We start from the raw sequence: 20028 nt of genomic DNA, 5'->3' as shown, positions 1-20028 counted from the left end.
TAAGGTAATTGCCTTCTTGCGTTCTGGCCGCGTTGATCGCCGCCTTTTTTTGGAGATTGTCATGTCGTCGTGGGGCTGTCCGCATGAAATCAAGGGGCTATGTGCCAAGGTGAAAAACCTGGTTTGTGATCCGGGGATGAAGGGCTGCGAACTCGCCGGCCGCTACGTCTTTTTCGGCAGTGAGGACAAGAACAAGCGACTACGGGAAAAACAGGCGCAGGCGACTGGCCAGAAGCCGAGCAAATAGGCTGGCTGCGCGAAGCGGCTACTTCGTTCCGCGCGGCCGGTTTTCCTCGGCCTGCTCAAGCACCCCGAGGGCGTTCAAGCGCCGGTAGAGCGTCCGTTCCGACAGACCGGCATGGTGCGCGAGCTCTTTTCGGCTACCGGGAAAACTGGCTGCAAGATCGAGCAGTTGTGCATCGCTGAGGTTCAATTTTTGGCCCGATTTTGGCCCCGATTGCGGGCTTTTCGTCGCCAGCGACCGCTGCCCCCCGCCAGCTGCGCTTGCCGGCAGGTGCCGCAGGTCGATTTCATCGCTGTCGCTCAGCAGGCAGGCACGTTCGAGGAGATTGCGCAGTTCGCGGACATTTCCCGGGAAATCGTAGTCGAGCAACCAGCCGATCGCCGCGCGGCTCAGGCGCGGCGAACGCCCGCCAGAAACTCTCGGGAGCAGGGTTTCGGCGAGCAGCACAATGTCTTCCCGCCGTTCCCGCAGTGCCGGCAGGAAGATCGGGAAAACATTCAGGCGATAGTACAGATCCTCCCGGAAGCTTCCGGCTTCGACCATTTCGGCCAGCGAACGGTGTGTTGCCGAGATTACCCTGATGTCGGCCTGGCGAAGCTCCGTGGAGCCCACCCGCCGGAAGGTTCCCGTTTCAAGGAGGCGCAGCAACTTGACCTGAATCGACAGTGGAATATCACCGACCTCGTCGAGGAACAGGGTTCCCGCTGCTGCCGCTTCAATGAGGCCGATCTTGCGCGCCACAGCCCCGGTGAAAGCGCCGCGCTCGTGGCCAAAGAGCTCGCTCTCGAACAAGGTTTCTGTCAATCCTGAGCCGTCGACCGCAATAAACGGGCGCTGCGCCCGCCGGCTCAACTGGTGAATGGCGCCGGCGACCAGTTCCTTGCCAGTACCCGACTCACCCTGCAGGATGACCACTGCTTCGGACGGTGCCACCCGCGCCACCAGTTCCATCATCGCCAGAAAGGCCGCTGACCGCCCGATCAGGCCACGCGCATGCTCATCGCTGCGCGGCACCGGCAGCGGGTCGATCTTCTCTATGAAATAGACCATCTCGCCGTCGGCGTTCCGAATGGGCGTCAGCTCGATGTCTTCGAGGCGTTCGCCGAGCGGGGTGTGATGCAGATGCACGACACGTTCCCGCTGACCGGAGCGCAGACTGCGCAGCAGCGGACAAGATCCACCTGCCTGGTCGCAGGGCACGGCATATCGGTGCGATACCTCGTAGCAGGTTCGGCCAATGATTTTCTGCTGCCCCTCCCATTTGGCGCGATAGCTGTCGTTGGCGGCAATGATGCGGTAGTTCCGGTCACACAGGATATGCGGCTCGACGAGCGACTCGAGGAAGGAAATCAATTCGGCGGGAGGGTGGGGGTTGGGGGGTAGGGGTCATTGCTGCCAATCATCTTGTTGCCGTGCAGGTCGCGTCCGCGACCCACGAAGCTCTCTTCTCCCTCTGCACGAGAAGGGTCGGGGGAAAAAGGGAAGGGGGGGAACGGTCAAGACATTCATTATCAGCGCTGTCTCGACATGTCGTGAGCGTTTGCTCTGCCAAATACTGCCATGTTTTGGCAGGCGGCAGCGATCGTCAGCCCGTGAAAATAGTCCGCTCACCGTCAAGCGCTGTAAATACCGGGCCTGTTGCGTGCCGCCACTGGCTGGCACGATTCTTGATTGCTGAATGCTGATGCCCTTCACGGCCGATGCCCTCGGCCTTGTAGGACCGTGCGCCCTGCCGCCTTTTAGCCCCCTGCAACCCCCTGCCAACAAGAAGCCTCCTTTCATGAATCCACCCACCCGCATTACCGTCATCGGCGCCGGCTTCGGCGCGCTCTCCAGCGTGCTTGAAATCCGCCGCCGCGATGCGAAAGTCGAGATCACCGTGATCGCGCCGCGCGCGGAGTTGCACTATCTTCCCGGCACCATCTGGATTCCCTCGGGCCTGCGCAGGCGCGAACAGCTGATAGTGCCCCTGGCGAACTTCTTTCGGCGCATGCAGGTGATGCACGTGGCCGCGGAGGTGACGGGCCTGCGTGACGGCGGGCGGGTCGTCGAGACCACGGCCGGCGACGTCGGTAACGATGCGCTGGTGATTGCCAGCGGCGGGCGCTTCATCAAGAAGCTGCCGGGCATCGAGCACGCCATCACCCCCTGCGAGGGGATTGCCGCAGCCGAACAGATTCGTGACCGCCTGCGCGCCATGCACGGCGGTGTCATTGCGGTGGGATTTGCGGGCAACCCCAACGAGCCTGCCGCCGTACGCGGCGGTCCCATGTTCGAGTTCCTGTTCGGCATCGACGAGCAGCTCAAGCGCGAGGGCCGGCGGGAGAAGTTCGAGCTGGTGTTTTTCAATCCGTCAAAGGAACCGGGTCAGCGTCTCGGCCCGAAAGCGGTCAACTACCTGCTGGCGGAAATGGACAAGCGTGGCATTCGCACCCACCTCGGCCACAAGATGGAGCGCTTCGAGGCCGACCGGGTGGTCACCGCGGGTGGCGAGTTCGCCGCCGACCTCATCCTCTTCATGCCCGGCATGACCGGCAACCTGTGGTTTGACACGACCGCACTGCCGCGTTCGCCGGGTGGCCTGCTCCAGGCTGACGCTCAGTGCCGTGTCGTCGGCAGCCAACACCTGTATGTGGTCGGCGACTCCGGCAGCTTTCCGGGCCCCGACTGGATGCCCAAGCAGGCCCACATGGCCGACCTGCAGGCCGCCGCCGCGGCAGAGAACGTGCTCGCCGGCCTGCGCGGACAAACGCCGAGCGCGACCTTCAAGGTCGAACTGATCTGCATCATCGACGCCATCGATCACGGCACCCTGGTGTTTCGCAACCCACGGCGCCAGATCATCCTGCCCTCGTCGCGCCTCTTCCACTGGGCCAAACGCTTTTTCGAGGGCGTGTACCTCAGGAAATACCGCTAGTTGCCGCTAGCGGACTCCCCTTGCCGCAGAACCGATGCCCCCTGTCAGCACGACGGCCAGATGAGCCATCGCCGCCCGGTCGAATTATGATTGACTCATCGCTGCGCCTTGCCCGCGCAAGCCCGGCCCCGATATCGACCGAGAGGCGTGCCATGACTCATCATGAAGAGACAACCGTGCCTGCCGACCAGCACCGCATTCCGCTGGAAGCCTTGCGGCAGCGCCTGCACTGCACAGGGGACGGACTGAGCAGCGCCGAGGCCGCCCAACGACTGCTCGAGTTCGGTAGCAATGAACTACGCGTACGTAACGAAACGCCAGAGATCGTCAAGTTCTTGCGCCAGTTCGCGAACTTCTTCGCCCTGCTGCTCTTCGTCGGCTCGGCACTGGCGTTCTTTGCCGATTACCTGAAGCCGGGCGAAGGCAATTTCTACATTGGCGTCGCGCTGCTGGTAGTGGTCTTGCTCAACGCGCTGTTCACCTACCTTCAGGAGCAGCAAAGCGAACGCATCATGGAGAGCTTTCGCAACATGCTGCCACCGATGATCACGGTGCAGCGCGATGGGCAAATATCGCGCATCGAGGCACGCTTGCTGGTGCCGGGCGATGTCATCCTGCTGGAAGAGGGCGACCGGGTGCCGGCCGACGGGCGACTGCTCGAGGTGAATCAGCTCAAGGTAGACCATGCCTCGCTGACCGGCGAGAGCGAACCGCAGTTGCGCAAAATGGCCTGCACCCACGAGCGGCTGATGGAGAGTCGAAACATGGTGTTTTCTGGCACGTTGGTGCAAAGCGGCAATGGCCGTGCGCTGGTGTACGGCACCGGCATGAACACGCAGATCGGTCAGATCGTGCAATTGACCAAGGCGGCGGGCACGGTGGAGACGCCGATCCGCAAAGAGCTGCGCCATTTCATCCGCGTCATCTCGGCCATCGCCATCGCGCTCGGCGTGCTGTTCTTCGCGCTCAGCATGGTGCTCGGCAATCCCCTGATAGGCAGTTTGATATTCGCCATCGGCATCATCGTGGCCAACGTCCCGGAAGGTCTCTTGCCCACGGTGACGCTGGCGCTGACCATGGCCTCCAAACGCATGGCGAAGAAGAACGCGCTGATCAAGAATCTCGAAGCGGTCGAGACGCTGGGTTCAACCACGGTGATCTGCACCGACAAGACCGGCACCATCACGCAGAACCAGATGCAGGTCGCCACGCTGGTGCTGGGCGAGCGCGAATGGTCGGCCGCTCAGAGTGGTTTGCAGCAGGCGGAAGGTTTCGCCGATGCCTGGGCCGTCATGGTGTTGTGCAACAACGCACGGCTGACCGAGCAGCACTATCTCGGCGATCCGACCGAGGGCGCCCTGCTGGTTCTGGCGCAGCGTTTGCAAGCCATCGGCGATGTGGCGGCGCGCTTCCCGCGCTTGCACGAAAGTCCGTTCGACTCCGCCAGAAAACGCATGATCACCACGCACAAAGCTGGGAGCGGTCAGCCCAATCTCGCCTGCATGAAGGGTGCGCCCGAGGTCGTTTTCACAAAATGCACGCATCGTTTGCATCACGGCGAGCGGGTCGAATTCGCTGAGTCGGCTCGTCGTACCGCGCTGGAACTGTACGAAGTGCTGGCGGCGCGCGGCGAACGGGTGCTGGCGCTCGCCTGCAAGACGACCGACGCCGATGCGGCCAGTGAGGAGGGTTTCGTCTATCTGGGCCTGGTGGGCATGCTCGATCCGCCACGCCCGGAGATCGCCGAAGCGATTGACCGCTGCCGCAGCGCAGGCATCCGCGTCTTCATGATCACCGGCGACTACCACACCACGGCCGAGTCCATCGCTCGTCAGGTTGGCCTGTTCACCGGCGACGGGCAGGTGGTGGTGGGTGAAAGATTGCTGGAAATGAGCGAGCAGGAGCTTTCCGTTCTGCTGGATGGTCGGGAGTTGGTGTTCGCACGCTCGACACCTCGACAGAAGCTTCAGATAGTCAAGGGATTGCAGAAGAAGGGCGAGATCGTCACCGTCACCGGCGATGGGGTGAACGATGCGCCGGCCTTGAAGAATGCCAACATGGGTGTGGCAATGGGCGTATCCGGTACCGAGGTGGCGAAAGAGGCGGCGGACATGGTGCTGATGGACGACAACTTTGCCACCATCGTGCAGGCCATTGAGGAGGGGCGCACCATCTTCTCCAACATCAAGAAATTCATCGCCTACGTCCTGACCAGTAACGTCCCCGAGATATTGCCCTTCATCGCCTTCGTGGCGATCGATGCGCCGCTGGCGCTGACCGTGGTGCTGATCCTGACCATTGACCTGGGCACCGACCTATTGCCTGCGCTGGGGCTGGGGCGCGAGTTGCCGGAACAGGACGTGATGAAACAGGCACCGCGCCGCCGTGACGAAAGACTGCTTACCTGGCCGCTGCTGGCTATGAGCTACGGCATCATCGGCATGCTGCAAGCCGCTGCCGGCTTCTTCGCATTCTTCGTCGTGCTGCATCGGGGAGGCTGGGTGTGGGGCGTCGAGTTGGCGACCTCCGATTTGCTCTATCGCACTGCGGTGACTTCCTTCTTTGCGGCCGTGGTGATCTGCCAGGTGGCGGATGTGCTGATCTGCCGCACGCGTCGGCAGAGCATCCTGTCCGCCGGCATCTTCCGCAACAAACTGATCTGGGTGGGTATCGCGGTGGAACTGGCGCTACTCGCGGCGATCTCGCAAATCGAGTTCCTGCAGCCATTCTTCGGCACCGCACCGATAGGCTGGTTCGAGGTCTCGCTGGCATTGCCGTTCGCGGCCGCGATTCTGTTGGGTGACGAGTTACGGCGCTGCCTGATCCGGCGTGACAACCGCTTCGTGCAGCGCTGGCTGACTTGGTAGCCGGACGATGCATAGCTCGGCGCTGGATGGCCAATGGTTGGCAGACGTAGATTTTCAATTCGTCAAAGGAACCGCACCAAGGATAGCGGCCGCTACCGGACTCCCCTTGCCGCAGAGCGGATGCCTCATCACTGTCCGCAAGACTGCCATATTGTGCCGCTTTGACTGCCACATCGGCAGCCAGGCACCAAAAAGAAGCGTCAGCGTGCGGCTCGCGCATCTTCAAGCCATTGCTTTCTCGCTGTTTGTTCCGGTGCTCGAACGCTGGCACGAATCTTGATAAGAGTTGACTGATGTTGGCGCATAGCCGCCAGTTGATGATTCAAGGATACCGACCTTCGAGGATAGCGATGTTCAAGAACACGCCGCCAATCTGGAGATTCCCCCCACACCGCCATCTGGCCGACCGCCGCCCGCTGATCGGCGGCGACACGAGCGGGCAGGCCTGAGCGCTGGCGTTCGAAAAAGCGAGTCGGCATGTCGCCGTCACAAACGGCCGCTTCGCCATGACACGAACAAATTGCCAGGAAAGGACAAATCATGCAAATCGCCGTCACCAGCCAGAATCGCAAGACGATTACCGAACATGCCGGCAAGTGCCGGAAGTTCTGGATCTACGACCTTGAAAAGGGTGTCGTGACCGGAAAGCGCCTCGTCGAGGTGTCCATGGAGCAGAGCTTGCACGCCAGCTCCGGGCTGCTTGCCGAACCGTTGGCCGACATCAATATCCTGATTACCGGCGGCATGGGGCCCGGCCTCCATGCGCGCTTGATGCAAAGCGGGATTCTTCCGGTAATCACCATGGAGGAAGATCCCGATGCTGCGGTGACCGCCCTGCTCAGCAATCGTCTCCCACGATTGCCTGTTCCGCGGCACCATTATTGCCATGAGCACGGTGATTTTTTACACCTCGCGAGCTAGAGGGCCACTATAGCCATGGCATATAGTCGTTCGGCGCAATCGTCACTGCCTGCACCTGTACTGGTATCCGATCGACCCGGTTTTTGGCTGGATGCACGTGCGTATCCAGACCTGGGCAGCGTACGCCACTCAGATTTACGTCAATGGCCGGGAGTGGCTGTGTCGGCAACTGCCGCCAGTGGGTGTCGCCTTCGAGCGGAGCGACAACAAGATTCTCTGGGTGTCGGATTTCGAAGCCACCGCGGCACTTGCCGAGCAGCTCAACCACACCGACTGGCCTGCGTTTCTGATTCGCCAGGTGGCCAGCGTCAATCCGCTCTTGCCGGCCATCGCCGCGGCGAAGTTCGACGGCTACTGGTTTGGCATGGATCAGGCAGAAGTCGCCACCGATATCCTGTTCAAGTCCAGAGCCGATCTCGAACGTATCCACCAGGACCTCGTCCATGCCGCCATCACCGGCTTCGGTGCCACGGACGTCATGCGCTTTCTTGGCCAAAAACCTCATCACCTCTTCACGGGCGAGGTCGTGATCGACAGCAAGAAGCGGCCCGAAGGTTGCCGGATCAAGTTCCGTATCCGACGCAACTCCGTCAAACTCTACGATCATCTCAACGTCTTGAGAATCGAGACCACCCTCAACAATCCGGCAGAGTTCAAAATCCTCACCTCGTCCGAAAATGCCGAGAGCCAGGTCGTCTGCCGGTGGTCGCCGATGCGCAAAGGGGTCTCGAATTTCTGGCGCTATGCCGAAGTCGCTCACGGTGCCAACTCGCGCCTGATCGACGCCTTGGCCAATGCTCCTCCCCTTCAAGGTCAGGCGATCGAGGCCATCGATCGCCTGTGCCGGTCACAGAGCAAGGCCGGTCGGCATGTCGCCGCTTTCAACCCGGTCACCGCGGAGAATGTCGCTCTGTTCACCTCGCTGCTGGCCGGCGAGTTCGCCATCAATGGCTTCCGAAACCGCGATCTCCAGGGCAAGCTTTACTCGGTCCCTGCCAATAACCCCGCCGAAATCAAGCGGCGTACGCATCGAACCAGCCGCCTGATCGCCAAAGTCACCAACTCTCGTCTCTACCGGGTCACGCAAAACGGCGTGAAAGCAATGTGGGCCGCCGTCCGCTGCCGCCGTATCGACTTTCCAGCCGCCTTCAACATGTCAGAATCATTCGCGCAATAGCGACAAGTCTTGCGGGGGAATTTCATAGTTCGCCTACGCGCCTGTTGTCGCGCCTTGAAGCCGACCGAAAATCCGACGCAATCTGGTACGTTCTTTTCCGGCAATCGCCTTAACAGAAGTACGCATTGACGATTTCGGTGAGCAGCCGCTGGACTGCGATACAGAAGAAATTGGCGGCAATCGGCGATCTGGCGGTGATGCGGTACGCGGTGGCGTTCGCCTTCTTGGTGGCCGACTGGTGCCAGAACCCGTCTGTTGCTCTCCAGCGGCTTCCCGCCCGAACGGCTATCGACGCCCATCGTCGCCGATCAATGAGCGTCGATCCGCTCGCTCAATTCATGCAAAACGATTGACCTTGGGTGGCCCCGCCTTACAATTCCCATGGCTACCGCCAGTGCGGCGGTTCAGTTCAACAAGGTTTATCTGCCGCGAACCGCCCACGGTTGATGAGTGGGGCGCTGTCGGGGGGCGGCAGATAAACGCTATTCGTTAGGCATCAGAATGGCCGTTCTTCAGCTACGCAGAACGCGAGCTCATCGGACAGGACTCCATCAGTCAACGGAGGTATACATGAAACCGGTTTCAGTCGTAGCTCTCTTGATCCGCATCCTCTGCGCAGGTGCTGCGGCAACTTGCCTTCATGCCACAGCAGCCAACATCAGTGTTCTAGCGCCGAATGCGACAAAGGAGTCAGTTTCAGAGGCAGTGACAAACTTCGAGAAGTCCTCCGGTAATACGGTCATCGTTAGTTGGGCAGGCACGGAAGCAATCACGAAGCGAATCACTGAAGGCGAAGTAGCAGACGTCGTCGTCAATGCGGCGCAAAACATCGATCGCCTAACCACCGAAGGCAAGTTGTCGCAAGGCAGCCGCACCGACTTTGCCAGGTCATCTATCGGCGTGGCGGTCGCGCCGTCCGCACTTCGACCCGATGTTTCCTCGATTGAGGGACTTAAGTCCGCACTGCTGGGCGCCAAGTCCATCGTCATCTCCTTGGGCACAAGCGGACGCTATCTGTCCGACCTCTTCAGCAGCTTGGGTGTGGGTGAGCAGATCAAGGCCAAAGTCAAGCAACCGCCCTCCGGCGCTCAAATCGGTGACATACTGGCTGCCGGTGAGGCCGAGCTTGGGTTCCAGCAGATCAGTGAATTGCTCCACGTCAAGGGCATCCAGTTCCTCGGTCCCATTCCCGAGGAGATTCAGAACTACACGATCTACTCTGGCGCAGCGCACAGTCGAGCGCCCAAGCCAGAAGCGGCTCAAGCCTTTCTGAGAGCGCTACGGCAGCCGGAAACGGCCGCCGTTGTAAGGAAATCTGGAATGGAGCCGCTGTAAGTATGCGTGGCGTTATCGCCTTTTGACGTCTAACTCAAACGTTGAGGCTGCAGAAGCGCGGCTTCGAACTTCCGTTTTTCGGGAGTCCGTGTGGCGCCTTTGGGTCGAAAAGGTCAGTAGCGTTGGTCAGCAAGCGGTCATCCGGAGTCATCGACTTCGCTTTTTTCCGCGAACGCGGTTGAAAGGCGGCAATGCGGAGTCCAGCGGATGCTCAAGACGCATTCCCCCCAATGACTGCAGCGCCAGAGAACTGGTCGTTGATTGGTCCGACGACGATATGGGGGCTACCATGCCTATACAGCACACCCAACTTGTGAGGTATATCACAGAGGCTGGCGAGAATGAGTCCCTCGAAGGAGGTGCAAATGGAAGCGAACGCCGCAGCGAGACTGCTCGCCGCGAAGCAGATCGCGCTCTTCTGTGGCGCTGGCATCAGTCTGGATCCACCGGCCGGACTTCCCGACTGGCATGACCTGCGCGACCTGACGATCGCCGCTGTCGCGACCCGCGACCCGCGACCCGACCTCCGCCGCCTACATTGGCCGCCTCACCGCGGTTGAAATGCTCGCGCAGGCGGGCAAGCGTGGCATGACGCCGGAGTTGGTGGCGAGCGTCCTCGCGGACGCGACGCCCGCCTACTTCGATTCCCTGGGTGCCCTGCACGACGGCGAGCCGAACGCGAATCACGAAGCGGTGGCGGCGCTCGCTGCGGAGGGGCTTGTTCAGCACGTAGTCACCACAACTTCGACGGCTTTCTCGAAAAGGCGCTCCGACAACGCGACGTGCCGTTTCGCTTGTATCGTACTGACGCAGAATTCGCCTCGTTCACGCCTGCCGCCGAGGATGTTCACCTGCTGAAAATTCACGGCTGCATCACGATTCCCGCGACGATCACTGCGACCGTTGAGCAGGAAGGGAGTGGGCTTCGCTCTACGATCCGGGCGGCACTCGAACGGCTGCTGGTCTCGCACTACTTCCTCTTCTGGGGCTACAGCGGCGCTGATCTCAAGATCGATATTGACTACCTCGGCATGGTCAGCCTGCTCGATCGGGCCCGTGGTTTCTTCTGGAGCTGTTTTCGCTCGAACGAGTACCAGGAGAAACCGCATCCGCTCGTCGTCGAACTCGCCCGGATGTACGGGGGCCGCGCACTGGTCGCTGCGGGGCTCGCGCCCGACGCGATTGCCGCCGTGCTTCCGGAAAGCTTGCGGCCTGTCGCCACCGCGGTCGCGACGGAGGAGAGGCTTGCGTGGCGCTATGCGAAGCGCGCCCGTCTGGCATCCGCGCTCGATGAATGGGCGACGCGGCACATCAGTCCGCCAACCGCATGTCGCGCCATCGGTAGCCTGCTGAACGTGGAGGGGAGCCACAGCGGGGCCATTGCCTGCTTCCACCGGATGCGTGAGTTGGCGCTGGGCCTCGGCTCAGTGGAGTTGGCCTGCCAGGCGAACCTGCTCTCCGGTGCCGCTTTCCGTAACCACGGACAATTCGTCGATGCCTATGCCCATCTGAAAGCCGCGGAGCAGCAGGCCCGCGCGCTCGGCGTGTGGCCGGGGATCTATTCGGCGCTCGTCGAGCTTGGCTCCCTACACACGGGCCTGGGGGCGCAATACCGATGCGCTCAATGCGTGGCGTGATGCCGAGGCCCTTGTGCGTCAGGCAGCCGCCGGTAAGGGGCCTACCGAGGCGATCGTCCCACTCAACCTGTACGAAGCGCTCGCGCGCGCCTAGTTGCGGCTTGGCTATGGCAAGCCATTTCTCGAGCACCTCGATTACGTCGAGCGTAGCGCCCGCGAGGCGGGCGACAAACGGAGCCTGTCTCGGATTCTCAATCTTCGGATGGTTGGCCAGCTCGAATTCGTCGAATGGGCCGACGCCGTTGCCACGGGCGAAGAGTGGCTCGCGCTGGTCAGGATGCTCGGCTACCGTAGGGATCTGCGCTACGTTCTCCTGAACCTCGCGGCGGCTCGCCTGATGACCGACGGCAGCGAACGCGCACGTGCGGATCTTGACGAAGCGGCGGGGATCGCGAAGGTCGAGCCGAACGGATCTCTGGATTTTTCGATCGCGATGTTGTCGGCGACGCTACTGGCGAAAGAGGGGCGCGACGAAGAGGCGAGGGAGAGCGTCCGAAGGGCAGTCGAGCTCGGATTCAGTGTGCAGGATGACTACCAGACCGCCTTGGCACTGTCGTCTTATGCATCGATGATGCGTGCGGTCGACATGCCGGTGACACAGCGTGTGCCCCTCATGATTGCCGCGCTCGACGTGCTGGAACGGTGTGGGGACGCCCAGCGCGCCGCCACGGTGGCCGAGGATATCGGTGACGCACAAGCGGAAGCGCCGGGTCTCGAGGCGGTTGCCGTGCGATCGTATTGGCGGGCGATGGCGAACTGGCGCCTGCGCAACATCGCCGAGCGCATGCCGGCGTTGCAGGAGAAGCTGCAGCGCTGCACCAGCCGCGCGACCGGAAGGCCCGTGCCGGCGATGGTCGAACTGCTCGAGGGTGCGGCCTCGTCGCAAGCGGTTCGCGACCTGCAGCGGCCGCAGCAATCGGTCCGCGCGCGACTGGAGGCGGCGCGCTTGCTGGAGGCCGATGGCAAGCTCGAGAGCGCGGCGCCGCTGTATCTCCTGGTGGGGAACTCGCTCCTCAAGGACCTGCAGCAGCCACAGGAAGCCAGGCCATGGCTCGAAACCGCGCTGCAGCTCTTCACGCGCGCGCAGATGGACGCGCAGGTCACACAGACGCGTGAACTCCTCGCGCTGTGCGGTGAGGTGTAATGCTCTGACCCTCGACGCTCACGAAAACTGACTCTTTTTTGCTCACGAAAATTGACCCACCGTTGGCGCGCGCCAACACTCAGGTTTTCGCCTCGGAGCGGGGTCAAGGGCGGGCTGCGGTTTTTGCAGCCCGGCGCAGCGTACCCTTGACGCCGCGTAGAGGCGAGTACGCTCGGGAATGGCTGTGTGCGCGGCACTTTCGCGCGCATGGCCATGACGACCAGGGGGGTCCGTTTTTGTGAGCAAAAGTGGGTCCATTCCTGAGATCGTCAAGGTCTGACCGACCAAACACCGCTGCCGATTTCTTATCAGTTAGCCGACATTCGTGCCGGGCGATTTTTCCCCGCGTCTACGTCTCTTGATGGCCGACAGGACTCCCCCAGCATCTGCGCCGAAAGCAGTCCATCACCATCTGGCGGCAGGTGTAGCCAGATTGTTAGCGAACGTCGTGGCCGTCAGCCAGCCAGCTTTGCACTGGCCAGCCTGTTCAGGCTCACGCCTTGCTCAGCCGCCTGCATGGCCAATGAGCGATGGACTTCTGGCGGAGTTCGGACACGGAACTCACCGCTGTAGTGTTTTTCCGCCAGAGCTACAGGAATGGTCTCGCCAGCCGTTGTCATGTCGGCGGCGATATCGGATACCACCTGACGGATCCCCTTCAGCGCTGCCTCTGGCGTCGCTGCGAGCCACGACAGCGACGGGAATTCAGCGCACAGGGCAAGGTGCTCGCCGTCCTCGGGCGACCAGGTGACACGGCAGGTGTAATGATCAACGTTCATTGCGCATGTCCTCCAACTTATCAATTGCCGTTAGCACCTGCCGAACCTGATACCCCTTCGCCCTGCCTTTGTCGTCCTGGATGTTGATCCGGGGATCGCCCACCCAAGGCGTCTTGAAGATCGCAAGACTCGTACCCGATTGGCGTGGCTTCGCGAAGTGCTCCTCGCAAACCTTCATGAGATCTCCGAAGCGGACGTTCTCCGGCGACATCGGTCACATTGACCGCCGGGACGAGGCCGATCTCCACCGAGTACGGGCCGTTCGGCTCAGGGGGGAGCTTGATCGTATCCACGATCCCGGCATTGCTGGTCGGCGTGGAGGGCTGCGTCGTCATGCCAATCTCGAACACACCGAGGGTGGCGGCCTCGCTCGACGTGATCCGCACTGCAGCGCGCGCGGCGCGGCCGCCGGGTCATCGTCACGCGCGTGCTGGTCAGGTAGCGCTGCGGCGACGCGCCGAAACCGCGACCCGCGTCACGCCGCGATGGAGCGCTTCTCGATCGATCGGCGCTCGCAATGGAGCGTGGGTGAAAGCTGCATCTGTTCATCGCTCGCCTTTCGTTCCTGAGCCTATCGCGCCCAGGCAGGCGGCGCGAGCGGCGGCGGTGCGTAGGCATCGTCCAGGCGAATCTCGCGTCCGTCGCGAATCGTCCAGCATTCGAGTCCGCGCAACCACAACTGGTGAAGATGATCGCCGATTTCGGTCTCGTCGAGAAAGACGAAGCCAACATTGTTGAGCCTCTTGCCCCTGACCTCCCCGCGCACCGCGCAGGCGTCGAGCATTTCCCGCGCCGAGAGGCTACGCCCAAGCACGGCGACTTTCAGCACGCCCCTTCGTTCTTCGAGAACCCCATTGAAGTCATGCCGCAGCAGATAGCCATCCTTGATGAAGCCGCCCTGCGGTTCGCTGCTGAGCGCGATGTGACCGGGCTTGGCTTGCTGCAGACTGGTGGCGGCGTCGGCCTTCAGGTCGTGGAACTGGACGAAGGAAAGATCACCCCGGCGCGTCAGCTTGATCGGACAGTAGTCGAGCCACCGATCCGATACCAGGCGCCGGTGGCCTTTGCCCTTGATGGCTGCAAAGGCGCCGTGCAGGCGATGACGGTTGGTAAAGCCCGGCGGGAGGTAATCGGGATCGATGGCTTGCCACTCGGGATGCAGCGTGTAGAAGGATGCGAGCTCGAAATCGAGCTCGCCCAGCCAATCGATGATCGGTTCGGACTCCGGCGGCAGCGGCAGTGTGACCTCCACCGTCAGGCCGGGGTAGACGGCGAGGCGCCGCTGCCCGTCCCACACCGCCTCGAAGCACTTGGAGGCGTCGCCGATCCGATCGGGCCACCCGGGCGCGATCGCTTGCGCGGCGTAATCGGTTTCCAGCGTTTCCGGCAGCGACTCGTGGAAGTACGACTGCTCGCTGATCTGTCTTGCCAGCGCATTGATGTCTTTTCCGGACAAGCTTAGTTCAATCACCTTTGTCGCCCTCGTCTCCATCTTGCTGCAATCTTGAGCGCGCTTGCCAAGCGCACCGGGGTCTTCGATCGCGGCGGCTCAAGGCTCCGCCTCGCGCGCAGCCTTCGACTTCTTCGCCGCGGCGGCCAGCCCGGCCAGCACCGTCCGATAGTTCGCGCCGGTGACCGAAACCATCTTCCCGTTGTCGTCGTAGACGCGGAACTCCAGGGACGCGTTCTTCTTCAGCCGATCCGTCATGAATACGACGTTCGCATTGGAGGTCAGGAAATCGGGATTCAGGATCACCCATACGACCATGCGAATCGTTCGCGGCGTCGCCTTGGCCCCTGCCGCGCCCGGCATCATGACATCCTTGCCCTGTAGCGCGAGGTGCGCGTCCAGTTCGCCCCTTTCGCGCTCGCCGACCGGCGAGGAGAGGTTCTTGATTTCCACCAGATCGGCCTGTTCGTCGCCCACGAGCTTCAGCAGGTCGAGATTGCGATCCTGACCGAGGTCGGTGCCCGAGTACCGATCGGAGATATCCTTCTGGCTGACGCTGAACTGCGTCTTGTCGCCGGTTTGCGCGAACCAGTGGGTGTGCCACTTTTCGCCCAGGCTACCGATGTCGGCGCTGTCGAGCTGGCGCGTGATGCGGAGCAGACGCTCGTGGCTGGCGGCGATCTGGGCCTCGCGCGGATTAATGCCCTGATCGATCAGCGCCTGGTAGCGCGGTGAATCCGCCAGGGACTTGGGATCGATCAGGTGGGGCAGGATGACTTCATCGATGAAGTGCTGCTTGGTCGTGTGCCGAATCGTTCTGATCTTGAGTCCGGTCGGCGAATCGCCTCGTGAATCCCCGCCTTCCGTTTGCTTCATCTTGTCGATGATCGCGACCTTGTCGACGCCGAGTTCGCCGATCACTTTGGTGAACTTGCCGAACGATGACTTCGCCTCGCCGCCACCGAGCTCGCCGTAGGCTTCGTCCCAGGTCTTGGCGTCGAATGACGCCGAATCGCTGTCTGCTTTCTCCGCGATCGGGCGGATGAACTTCGAGGGTTTCGACTTGTCTGCAGCCTTGCTGTAGGCGTCGTGGTCGAACCAGAAGTGCGGCGCCTTCTCGTCCGTGCGTATGAGCGTGAGCCCGCCGGTCGTGTCCTCGCGCCAATGATGTCCTTTCGGCGCGTCTCCCAACCCGATCGAAGTCGCTTTCAGGGCACCTGCGGACGCGTTCTCGGCGATCGGGCGAATGGCGAGCTTTGCATCGCCCGCCTTGCCCTTGGCGATCTCCGCTCGCAGGATGTCCTGATTGAGGAAGTACCCCGCTGCCTTCTCGTTTTGCCATACCAACTCGAGCTGCCCCTCGCGCTCTCGCCAGTAGTGCCCCGTCGGAGTCGCCTGATCCAGCCCGAGCGTCTCTGCCCGCGCGAGTCCAGCCGATTTCTTCCGGGCGGCGATGAAACCCTGACCGGCCTCCAGCGAGTCGAGATCGCGCATGTGCTGCAGGATCTGCTTGTCGATGTCGGCGATGTGCCGGTCGATGATCGCGTTGTCAATTTGCTTGTCGATCAGGCGCCGCGCGTTGAGATCGATCGCTTCCTGCCGGGCGAGAAGATCGTCGCGGATCTCGGTCAGCTTCTTGATTTCCAGCTCGGCCTCGAAGCCCTTGCTGCCGTACTGCGGCGTCTGCGTGAAGCCGAGCAGGGAAATCGCGCGCGCGAGCAGGCTGCGCACCGACCCGCTGAAGCCCTCATACTTGCGCAGTGTACGCACCGTGGGTAAGTGCAGCTCGATGTCGCGCGCGGTGGCCTCGCTGCCGTGATGTATCCGCACCTTGCCGTTGTCGTAATGGACCCGCACTGTCGCCGCGTCGCCGCCACGCAGCGTCGGATCCTGGAACAGCATCACCTTGCCGGCGAGGTCGCCCATCGCCGCCAGCAGCTTGGCACGCTCTCCCGGCGTCTTCAGGCGGAACGGCTCGCCGCCGAACGCTGTCTTCGCCTCCTCGGGCACCTTGGTTTCGAGCTTGGTCGTGAACGGATCGAGCATCTGGTTCAGCGTGCTCTGCTGATGGAAGGCGTTGCGGAACGCGATCATGACGTCGTAGTCCTGGCTGGACTGCGTCTTGCCGAATCCCTGCGCTTCCATATCGGCGATATGGCTGTCCATGGCGGCCAGCATGTCCGCGCGCGCGTCCGGCGAGGCGTTCGCCAGCTCGCGCGCGAGATCGGCCGCCTCGGCGATGGTTGCCGGCGGCTTCTGGTTGATCTTGTCCAGCACCGCCTTGACGCTGGCATCCGCTGCCTTCGCGCCGGCCATCGCCGCCGGGGCGGAAATCACCGACTCGAAGAGCTGCTTGATGTCCTCGACGATGGGAACGCCGAGATAGCCCATCATTCGCGCCGTGAAGAAGTCTCCGGTTTCGGCCGCTTCCTTGAGGAATGCCGCCACGGTGAGAGCGGCCGTAATGTCGCTTCCGCCGGCGACTTTCATCGCCTTGCCGATCCCCAAGGACAATATGCTGCCGATCGGTCCCAGACTGGCCAGCACGCCGAGCCCGAAGCCCATGCCGAAAGCTTTTGTCAGCACCTTGGCGATTTCCGCTGGCTCCAGCATCTTGTCGAACACCTTGCCGATGCCGTGCTCGACATTCATCATATGGATGATCGCCGCGACGCGCAGCGCCGAATCGCCCTCCTTGAAGAAGAAGTTGAGATAGTCGAGCATCGCGCCTTGCAGCAGTTCGGTACCCGTCGGAGCCGTCTTGCTGCTGCCACGTCCGGGCATGGCGATGGCCTCGCGCGCGTCCCGGTCGGCTCGCTCGAGGCTGGAAGTCTGCGAGGTCTGGGCGCCCTCCAGCGCGGGCGTCGGCCCCACGTGCCGCAGTGTTCTGGCATTGCTGAATTTGCCGGGGGAGGACACCGTCACCAAGGCCGAATGCGTGCTCTTGAGGGTCGCGGCGTGCTGGCGCTGCGCCAACAGGTAATCCGCGACCTCGGGCGTGGCCGTCTTCTGCTCGTAGGCGATGGTTTTTCCCGAGAGGTAATCGGGAACTTCGACCAGATAGCTCCAACCTTCCTTGGCCTCGACCTTGCGCAGTCCCAGCACCGGCAGCGGTGCCGGGGTAAGCCCCTGCTGGTGGGCAGCCTGCGTCTGCAGGAAGGTCGGCACGCTTGCGGCACGCGAGAACTGGGCCGAACTGGTCTTGGCGCCTTCTGCGGCGACCTTGCTGCGGGAGGCCTCCTCGCCGCCCGTGGTCAGGGAGGACGCGCTGCCGTAGAGCTCCGCGAACTCGTATCGCGCATCGCTGGCACCGGTTCCGGAAAGCGCCTGCTTTCGGCGCATGGTCTGCTGCGCGATCACGCTGCCGAACTCGCGCTCAACCCCGGTGCCGACGAAAAGTCCGAGCAGGCCCATGGTCTGCTTCATGGTTTCGTAGCGCAGCCAGGCCGTCATCATGTCGCCGCTCACCGAGAGCGTGCCGATGGCGGTTGCCTGGTGGATACCGTGCCACAGGTCCAGCGCGCCGGCCTGCTGGATCATGGCCTTCTCCGCCTCGATGCCGAAGAGGCTGAACCAGTGCTTGTGTACTTTCGCGAACTCGGGCAGGTTGTATTTCGATTCCTCGTGCGGCGGGACGATCTGGGCCAGTTGCTCCTGCAGGCCCTTGCTTTGCCTGTTGATCCGATCCGCGAGGTCGTGCTGTGCCTCGGCCGCGAAGCCCTCTGTGGTCTTCGGAAACGCCACTTGCGGCTTGATCTCCGCCCCTTCGGCCTCCTCGCTCAGCCCGCTTTCCTTGAAGAAGGGATCGTCCACCCGATCGGCCATGTTGAGCGGCTGTGCCGCCAGCAGCGATTTCGTGTCGCCGAGCGCGGTGCGCGTGTCTTCCTCGCTTCTTGCCGTCCTACGGATTTCCGAGAGCGTCTTTTCCACGCTCGTGTCCAGCGGTGTGGGCGCCGTCGGATCGTCGTTCATCTTCATCAGCTTGTCGTTGACGAGCAGCGCCCGACGCGCCAGCTCGCTGCGCATCCGGTAGTTCTCAGCCTGCTCGTCTCGCGATGCGCGCGGATCGAACTGGTTGCGGAGATCGACGAGCGTGCTGACCAAACCCTCCAGCTCCAGCATCAGCAGGCTCTTGCCGTCGCTGAGGGCGGCGACGATGCGCGCCAGGTCCTGCGACAGCTGCACGAAGGCCGTGTCGCTGCTGCCGGCCACCGCGCTGAGATCGGGGTCGGCGTCGATATCGGGGCCGTGCGCGTGCTCCTGCAGGCTCAAGGCCACGAAATCGGCCGAATGTGAGACGAGCCGCCCGTAAATGTACTCGAAGCCGAAGTTGGTGACCTGGATGTCGCCCGGTACCGAGGGCATCAGTTCGTAGAGCTTCTTCACTGCCCCGGCGAGATCGAAGGGCTGGTAGGCTCCGCCGACGGTGAGGCCGTCGGTCAACTCCGCCATCTCGTCCGCCGCCGCGTTGACCGCGCCCTGGTTGCCCGCGTCCAGATTCAGCCCCTCGCTGCTCTCGGCGCAGGCCGACTTGACGCGTGCCTTGAAATCCGGGAGATCTCCGGTCGCCTCCGCGTACACCGTGTAGAAAGCGATGGTGAAATGCGGCCGGGATCGGTGTGCCGACAAGGGAAGCTGGTTAAGTCGCGTGACGTCCTCGGGCGCGCGGCGGATGCGCTGTTCACCCTCTTTTTCCTGGAGGACGTGGGTCAGTTCGTGGGCGAGCAGGCGCCGCCCGGCGTCGCTGTCGGGCGCGAACTCGCCGACGCCGAAGACGACCTGATCACCGTAGGCATAGGCACGCGCGCCGATCCGGCGCGCCGAATCGGCGGCCGCCGCGTCGTCGTGGATGCGAACGTCACCGAGATCACGACCAAAGCGTGGCTCGAACAAGTCACGCACGCTCGCGTTCAAGGCCCGGCCGCTGTTCCGGTCCGGAACGGCGAAGGAGGCAGTGGGCGCCGCGCCCGACGCTGTGGGTTTTCGTGACAGGGAAGGGCTGCGCGTGTCGCGCTCCGCCTTCGCCGACGCCCACGCGCCGGCCGAGTTCACGAACGGAGACGTCGCCAGCGGCCCGCCTCTCGGCATACGCATGACCTGGTCCGCCAAGCGGTCGGCTTCCTCCTCGTCCGGATCTTGCGGACGACTGACGGTGAGCTTTGCTCGAACGCCGTGCAGAGCGAACGCTGCCGCGTGTGTCTCGTTGGTTCGGGAGTGGGGCGGTGTCGATTCGCCTGCCTGCGGAAAAGCCGATGCATTCGACATCACGCGATCGGCGATCGCATCGCCCGGCACTGCGCTTGCGTCGGTCGGTTGGGCCACGGCGGCAGGGCGACGTTCCAGGTAGCGCGGCATGCCCGAGTTCGTCGCCGGGCGCGCGGCGTCCGCCGATTTGGCAACCCCGTCGGAGACACGCCTGCGAGAGAGAGCAAGTTTGCTCATTTCATGCCCCGTCACTGTCGGTGGCTCGCGGCCATGAACCGGACCAGAGAAACATGGCCCGGCACGCCTCGTCGCGCCCTCGCAAAAGGCTCGCATGGCGCCGTAGGTCAACGCC

General features: G+C 62.7%; 18 protein-coding genes. 13 read left to right on the top strand and 5 right to left on the bottom strand.

The features are described 5' to 3' along the window. Positions 1-61: 61 nt before the first annotated feature. Positions 62-247, top strand: coding sequence for a hypothetical protein (locus E4Q23_RS15135; RefSeq protein ID WP_169067405.1), 186 nt, complete (start codon positions 62-64; stop codon positions 245-247). An 18-nt stretch (positions 248-265) separates the two neighbouring features. On the opposite strand, the gene E4Q23_RS15130 is transcribed toward E4Q23_RS15135, so the two are convergent. Then, entirely contained in the window at positions 266-1597 is a 1332-nt protein-coding gene (locus E4Q23_RS15130) for a sigma-54 interaction domain-containing protein (protein ID WP_169067404.1), read from the bottom strand. Between the two features lie 427 nt (positions 1598-2024). Here E4Q23_RS15130 and E4Q23_RS15125 point away from each other — a divergent pair, with 427 nt between their 5' ends. The 11 genes from E4Q23_RS15125 (at position 2025) to E4Q23_RS15075 (ending at position 12242) form a co-directional block, all read left to right on the top strand. Beyond that, a complete protein-coding gene (locus tag E4Q23_RS15125) occupies positions 2025-3161 on the top strand; it encodes an NAD(P)/FAD-dependent oxidoreductase (RefSeq protein WP_169067403.1) in 1137 nt (378 codons plus the stop codon). Positions 3162-3313: 152 nt separating this feature from the next. After that, positions 3314-6028 carry a cation-translocating P-type ATPase gene (locus tag E4Q23_RS15120; RefSeq protein ID WP_169067402.1) on the top strand — a complete coding sequence of 905 codons (2715 nt, stop codon included), beginning with the start codon at positions 3314-3316 and terminating at the stop codon, positions 6026-6028. A 7-nt stretch (positions 6029-6035) separates the two neighbouring features. Continuing rightward, a complete protein-coding gene (locus E4Q23_RS15115) occupies positions 6036-6308 on the top strand; it encodes a hypothetical protein (protein ID WP_169067401.1) in 273 nt (90 codons plus the stop codon). A 260-nt stretch (positions 6309-6568) separates the two neighbouring features. Continuing rightward, positions 6569-6949: a NifB/NifX family molybdenum-iron cluster-binding protein gene (locus E4Q23_RS15110; RefSeq protein WP_169067400.1), complete on the top strand. Its 381-nt coding sequence runs from the start codon at positions 6569-6571 to the stop codon at positions 6947-6949. A gap of 97 nt (positions 6950-7046) precedes the next feature. Continuing rightward, positions 7047-8126: a hypothetical protein gene (locus E4Q23_RS15105; protein WP_169067399.1), complete on the top strand. Its 1080-nt coding sequence runs from the start codon at positions 7047-7049 to the stop codon at positions 8124-8126. Between the two features lie 125 nt (positions 8127-8251). Continuing rightward, positions 8252-8479 (top strand): hypothetical protein, encoded by a 228-nt coding sequence (locus tag E4Q23_RS15100; protein WP_169067398.1) that lies wholly within the window; start codon positions 8252-8254, stop codon positions 8477-8479. A 217-nt stretch (positions 8480-8696) separates the two neighbouring features. Further along, the gene (locus E4Q23_RS15095; protein ID WP_169067397.1) at positions 8697-9461 is read left to right on the top strand and encodes a molybdate ABC transporter substrate-binding protein; all 765 of its coding nucleotides are present in this window, start codon (positions 8697-8699) and stop codon (positions 9459-9461) included. Between the two features lie 365 nt (positions 9462-9826). Further along, positions 9827-10021 (top strand): hypothetical protein, encoded by a 195-nt coding sequence (locus E4Q23_RS15090; RefSeq protein ID WP_169067396.1) that lies wholly within the window; start codon positions 9827-9829, stop codon positions 10019-10021. A gap of 1 nt (position 10022) precedes the next feature. Further along, the gene (locus E4Q23_RS15085) at positions 10023-10319 is read left to right on the top strand and encodes a hypothetical protein (protein ID WP_169067395.1); all 297 of its coding nucleotides are present in this window, start codon (positions 10023-10025) and stop codon (positions 10317-10319) included. Next, positions 10256-11098, top strand: a complete 843-nt coding sequence (locus tag E4Q23_RS15080) for an SIR2 family protein (RefSeq protein ID WP_248595478.1) — start codon at positions 10256-10258, stop codon at positions 11096-11098. The genes E4Q23_RS15085 and E4Q23_RS15080 overlap by 64 nt, the downstream gene beginning before the upstream one ends. A gap of 94 nt (positions 11099-11192) precedes the next feature. Continuing rightward, positions 11193-12242 carry a hypothetical protein gene (locus E4Q23_RS15075; RefSeq protein ID WP_169067394.1) on the top strand — a complete coding sequence of 350 codons (1050 nt, stop codon included), beginning with the start codon at positions 11193-11195 and terminating at the stop codon, positions 12240-12242. Positions 12243-12697: 455 nt separating this feature from the next. On the opposite strand, the gene E4Q23_RS15070 is transcribed toward E4Q23_RS15075, so the two are convergent. Together E4Q23_RS15070 and E4Q23_RS15065 are read right to left on the bottom strand one after the other, a co-directional pair. Further along, complete coding sequence (locus tag E4Q23_RS15070) at positions 12698-13021, bottom strand: type II toxin-antitoxin system HicB family antitoxin (RefSeq protein ID WP_169067393.1); 324 nt, start codon at positions 13019-13021, stop codon at positions 12698-12700. Continuing rightward, positions 13011-13232: a toxin HicA gene (locus E4Q23_RS15065; protein ID WP_169067392.1), complete on the bottom strand. Its 222-nt coding sequence runs from the start codon at positions 13230-13232 to the stop codon at positions 13011-13013. The genes E4Q23_RS15070 and E4Q23_RS15065 overlap by 11 nt, the downstream gene beginning before the upstream one ends. Between E4Q23_RS15065 and E4Q23_RS15060 the strand changes: the two genes are divergently transcribed. Then, entirely contained in the window at positions 13198-13590 is a 393-nt protein-coding gene (locus E4Q23_RS15060; RefSeq protein ID WP_169067358.1) for a hypothetical protein, read from the top strand. The genes E4Q23_RS15065 and E4Q23_RS15060 overlap by 35 nt on opposite strands. 2 nt (positions 13591-13592) lie before the next feature. On the opposite strand, the gene E4Q23_RS15055 is transcribed toward E4Q23_RS15060, so the two are convergent. Both E4Q23_RS15055 and E4Q23_RS15050 read right to left on the bottom strand, forming a co-directional pair. Next, a complete protein-coding gene (locus tag E4Q23_RS15055) occupies positions 13593-14492 on the bottom strand; it encodes a hypothetical protein (protein ID WP_169067391.1) in 900 nt (299 codons plus the stop codon). Positions 14493-14570: 78 nt separating this feature from the next. Further along, positions 14571-19826, bottom strand: coding sequence for a DUF4157 domain-containing protein (locus E4Q23_RS15050; protein ID WP_169067390.1), 5256 nt, complete (start codon positions 19824-19826; stop codon positions 14571-14573). Positions 19827-20028: the final 202 nt, after the last annotated feature.

This window comes from Candidatus Accumulibacter phosphatis, from assembly GCF_012939955.1.
In the GTDB taxonomy this organism is placed as follows: domain Bacteria; phylum Pseudomonadota; class Gammaproteobacteria; order Burkholderiales; family Rhodocyclaceae; genus Accumulibacter; species Accumulibacter delftensis.
Note: the sequence above shows the minus strand (reverse complement) of the source record. Positions and strands in the feature narration are given on the sequence as shown.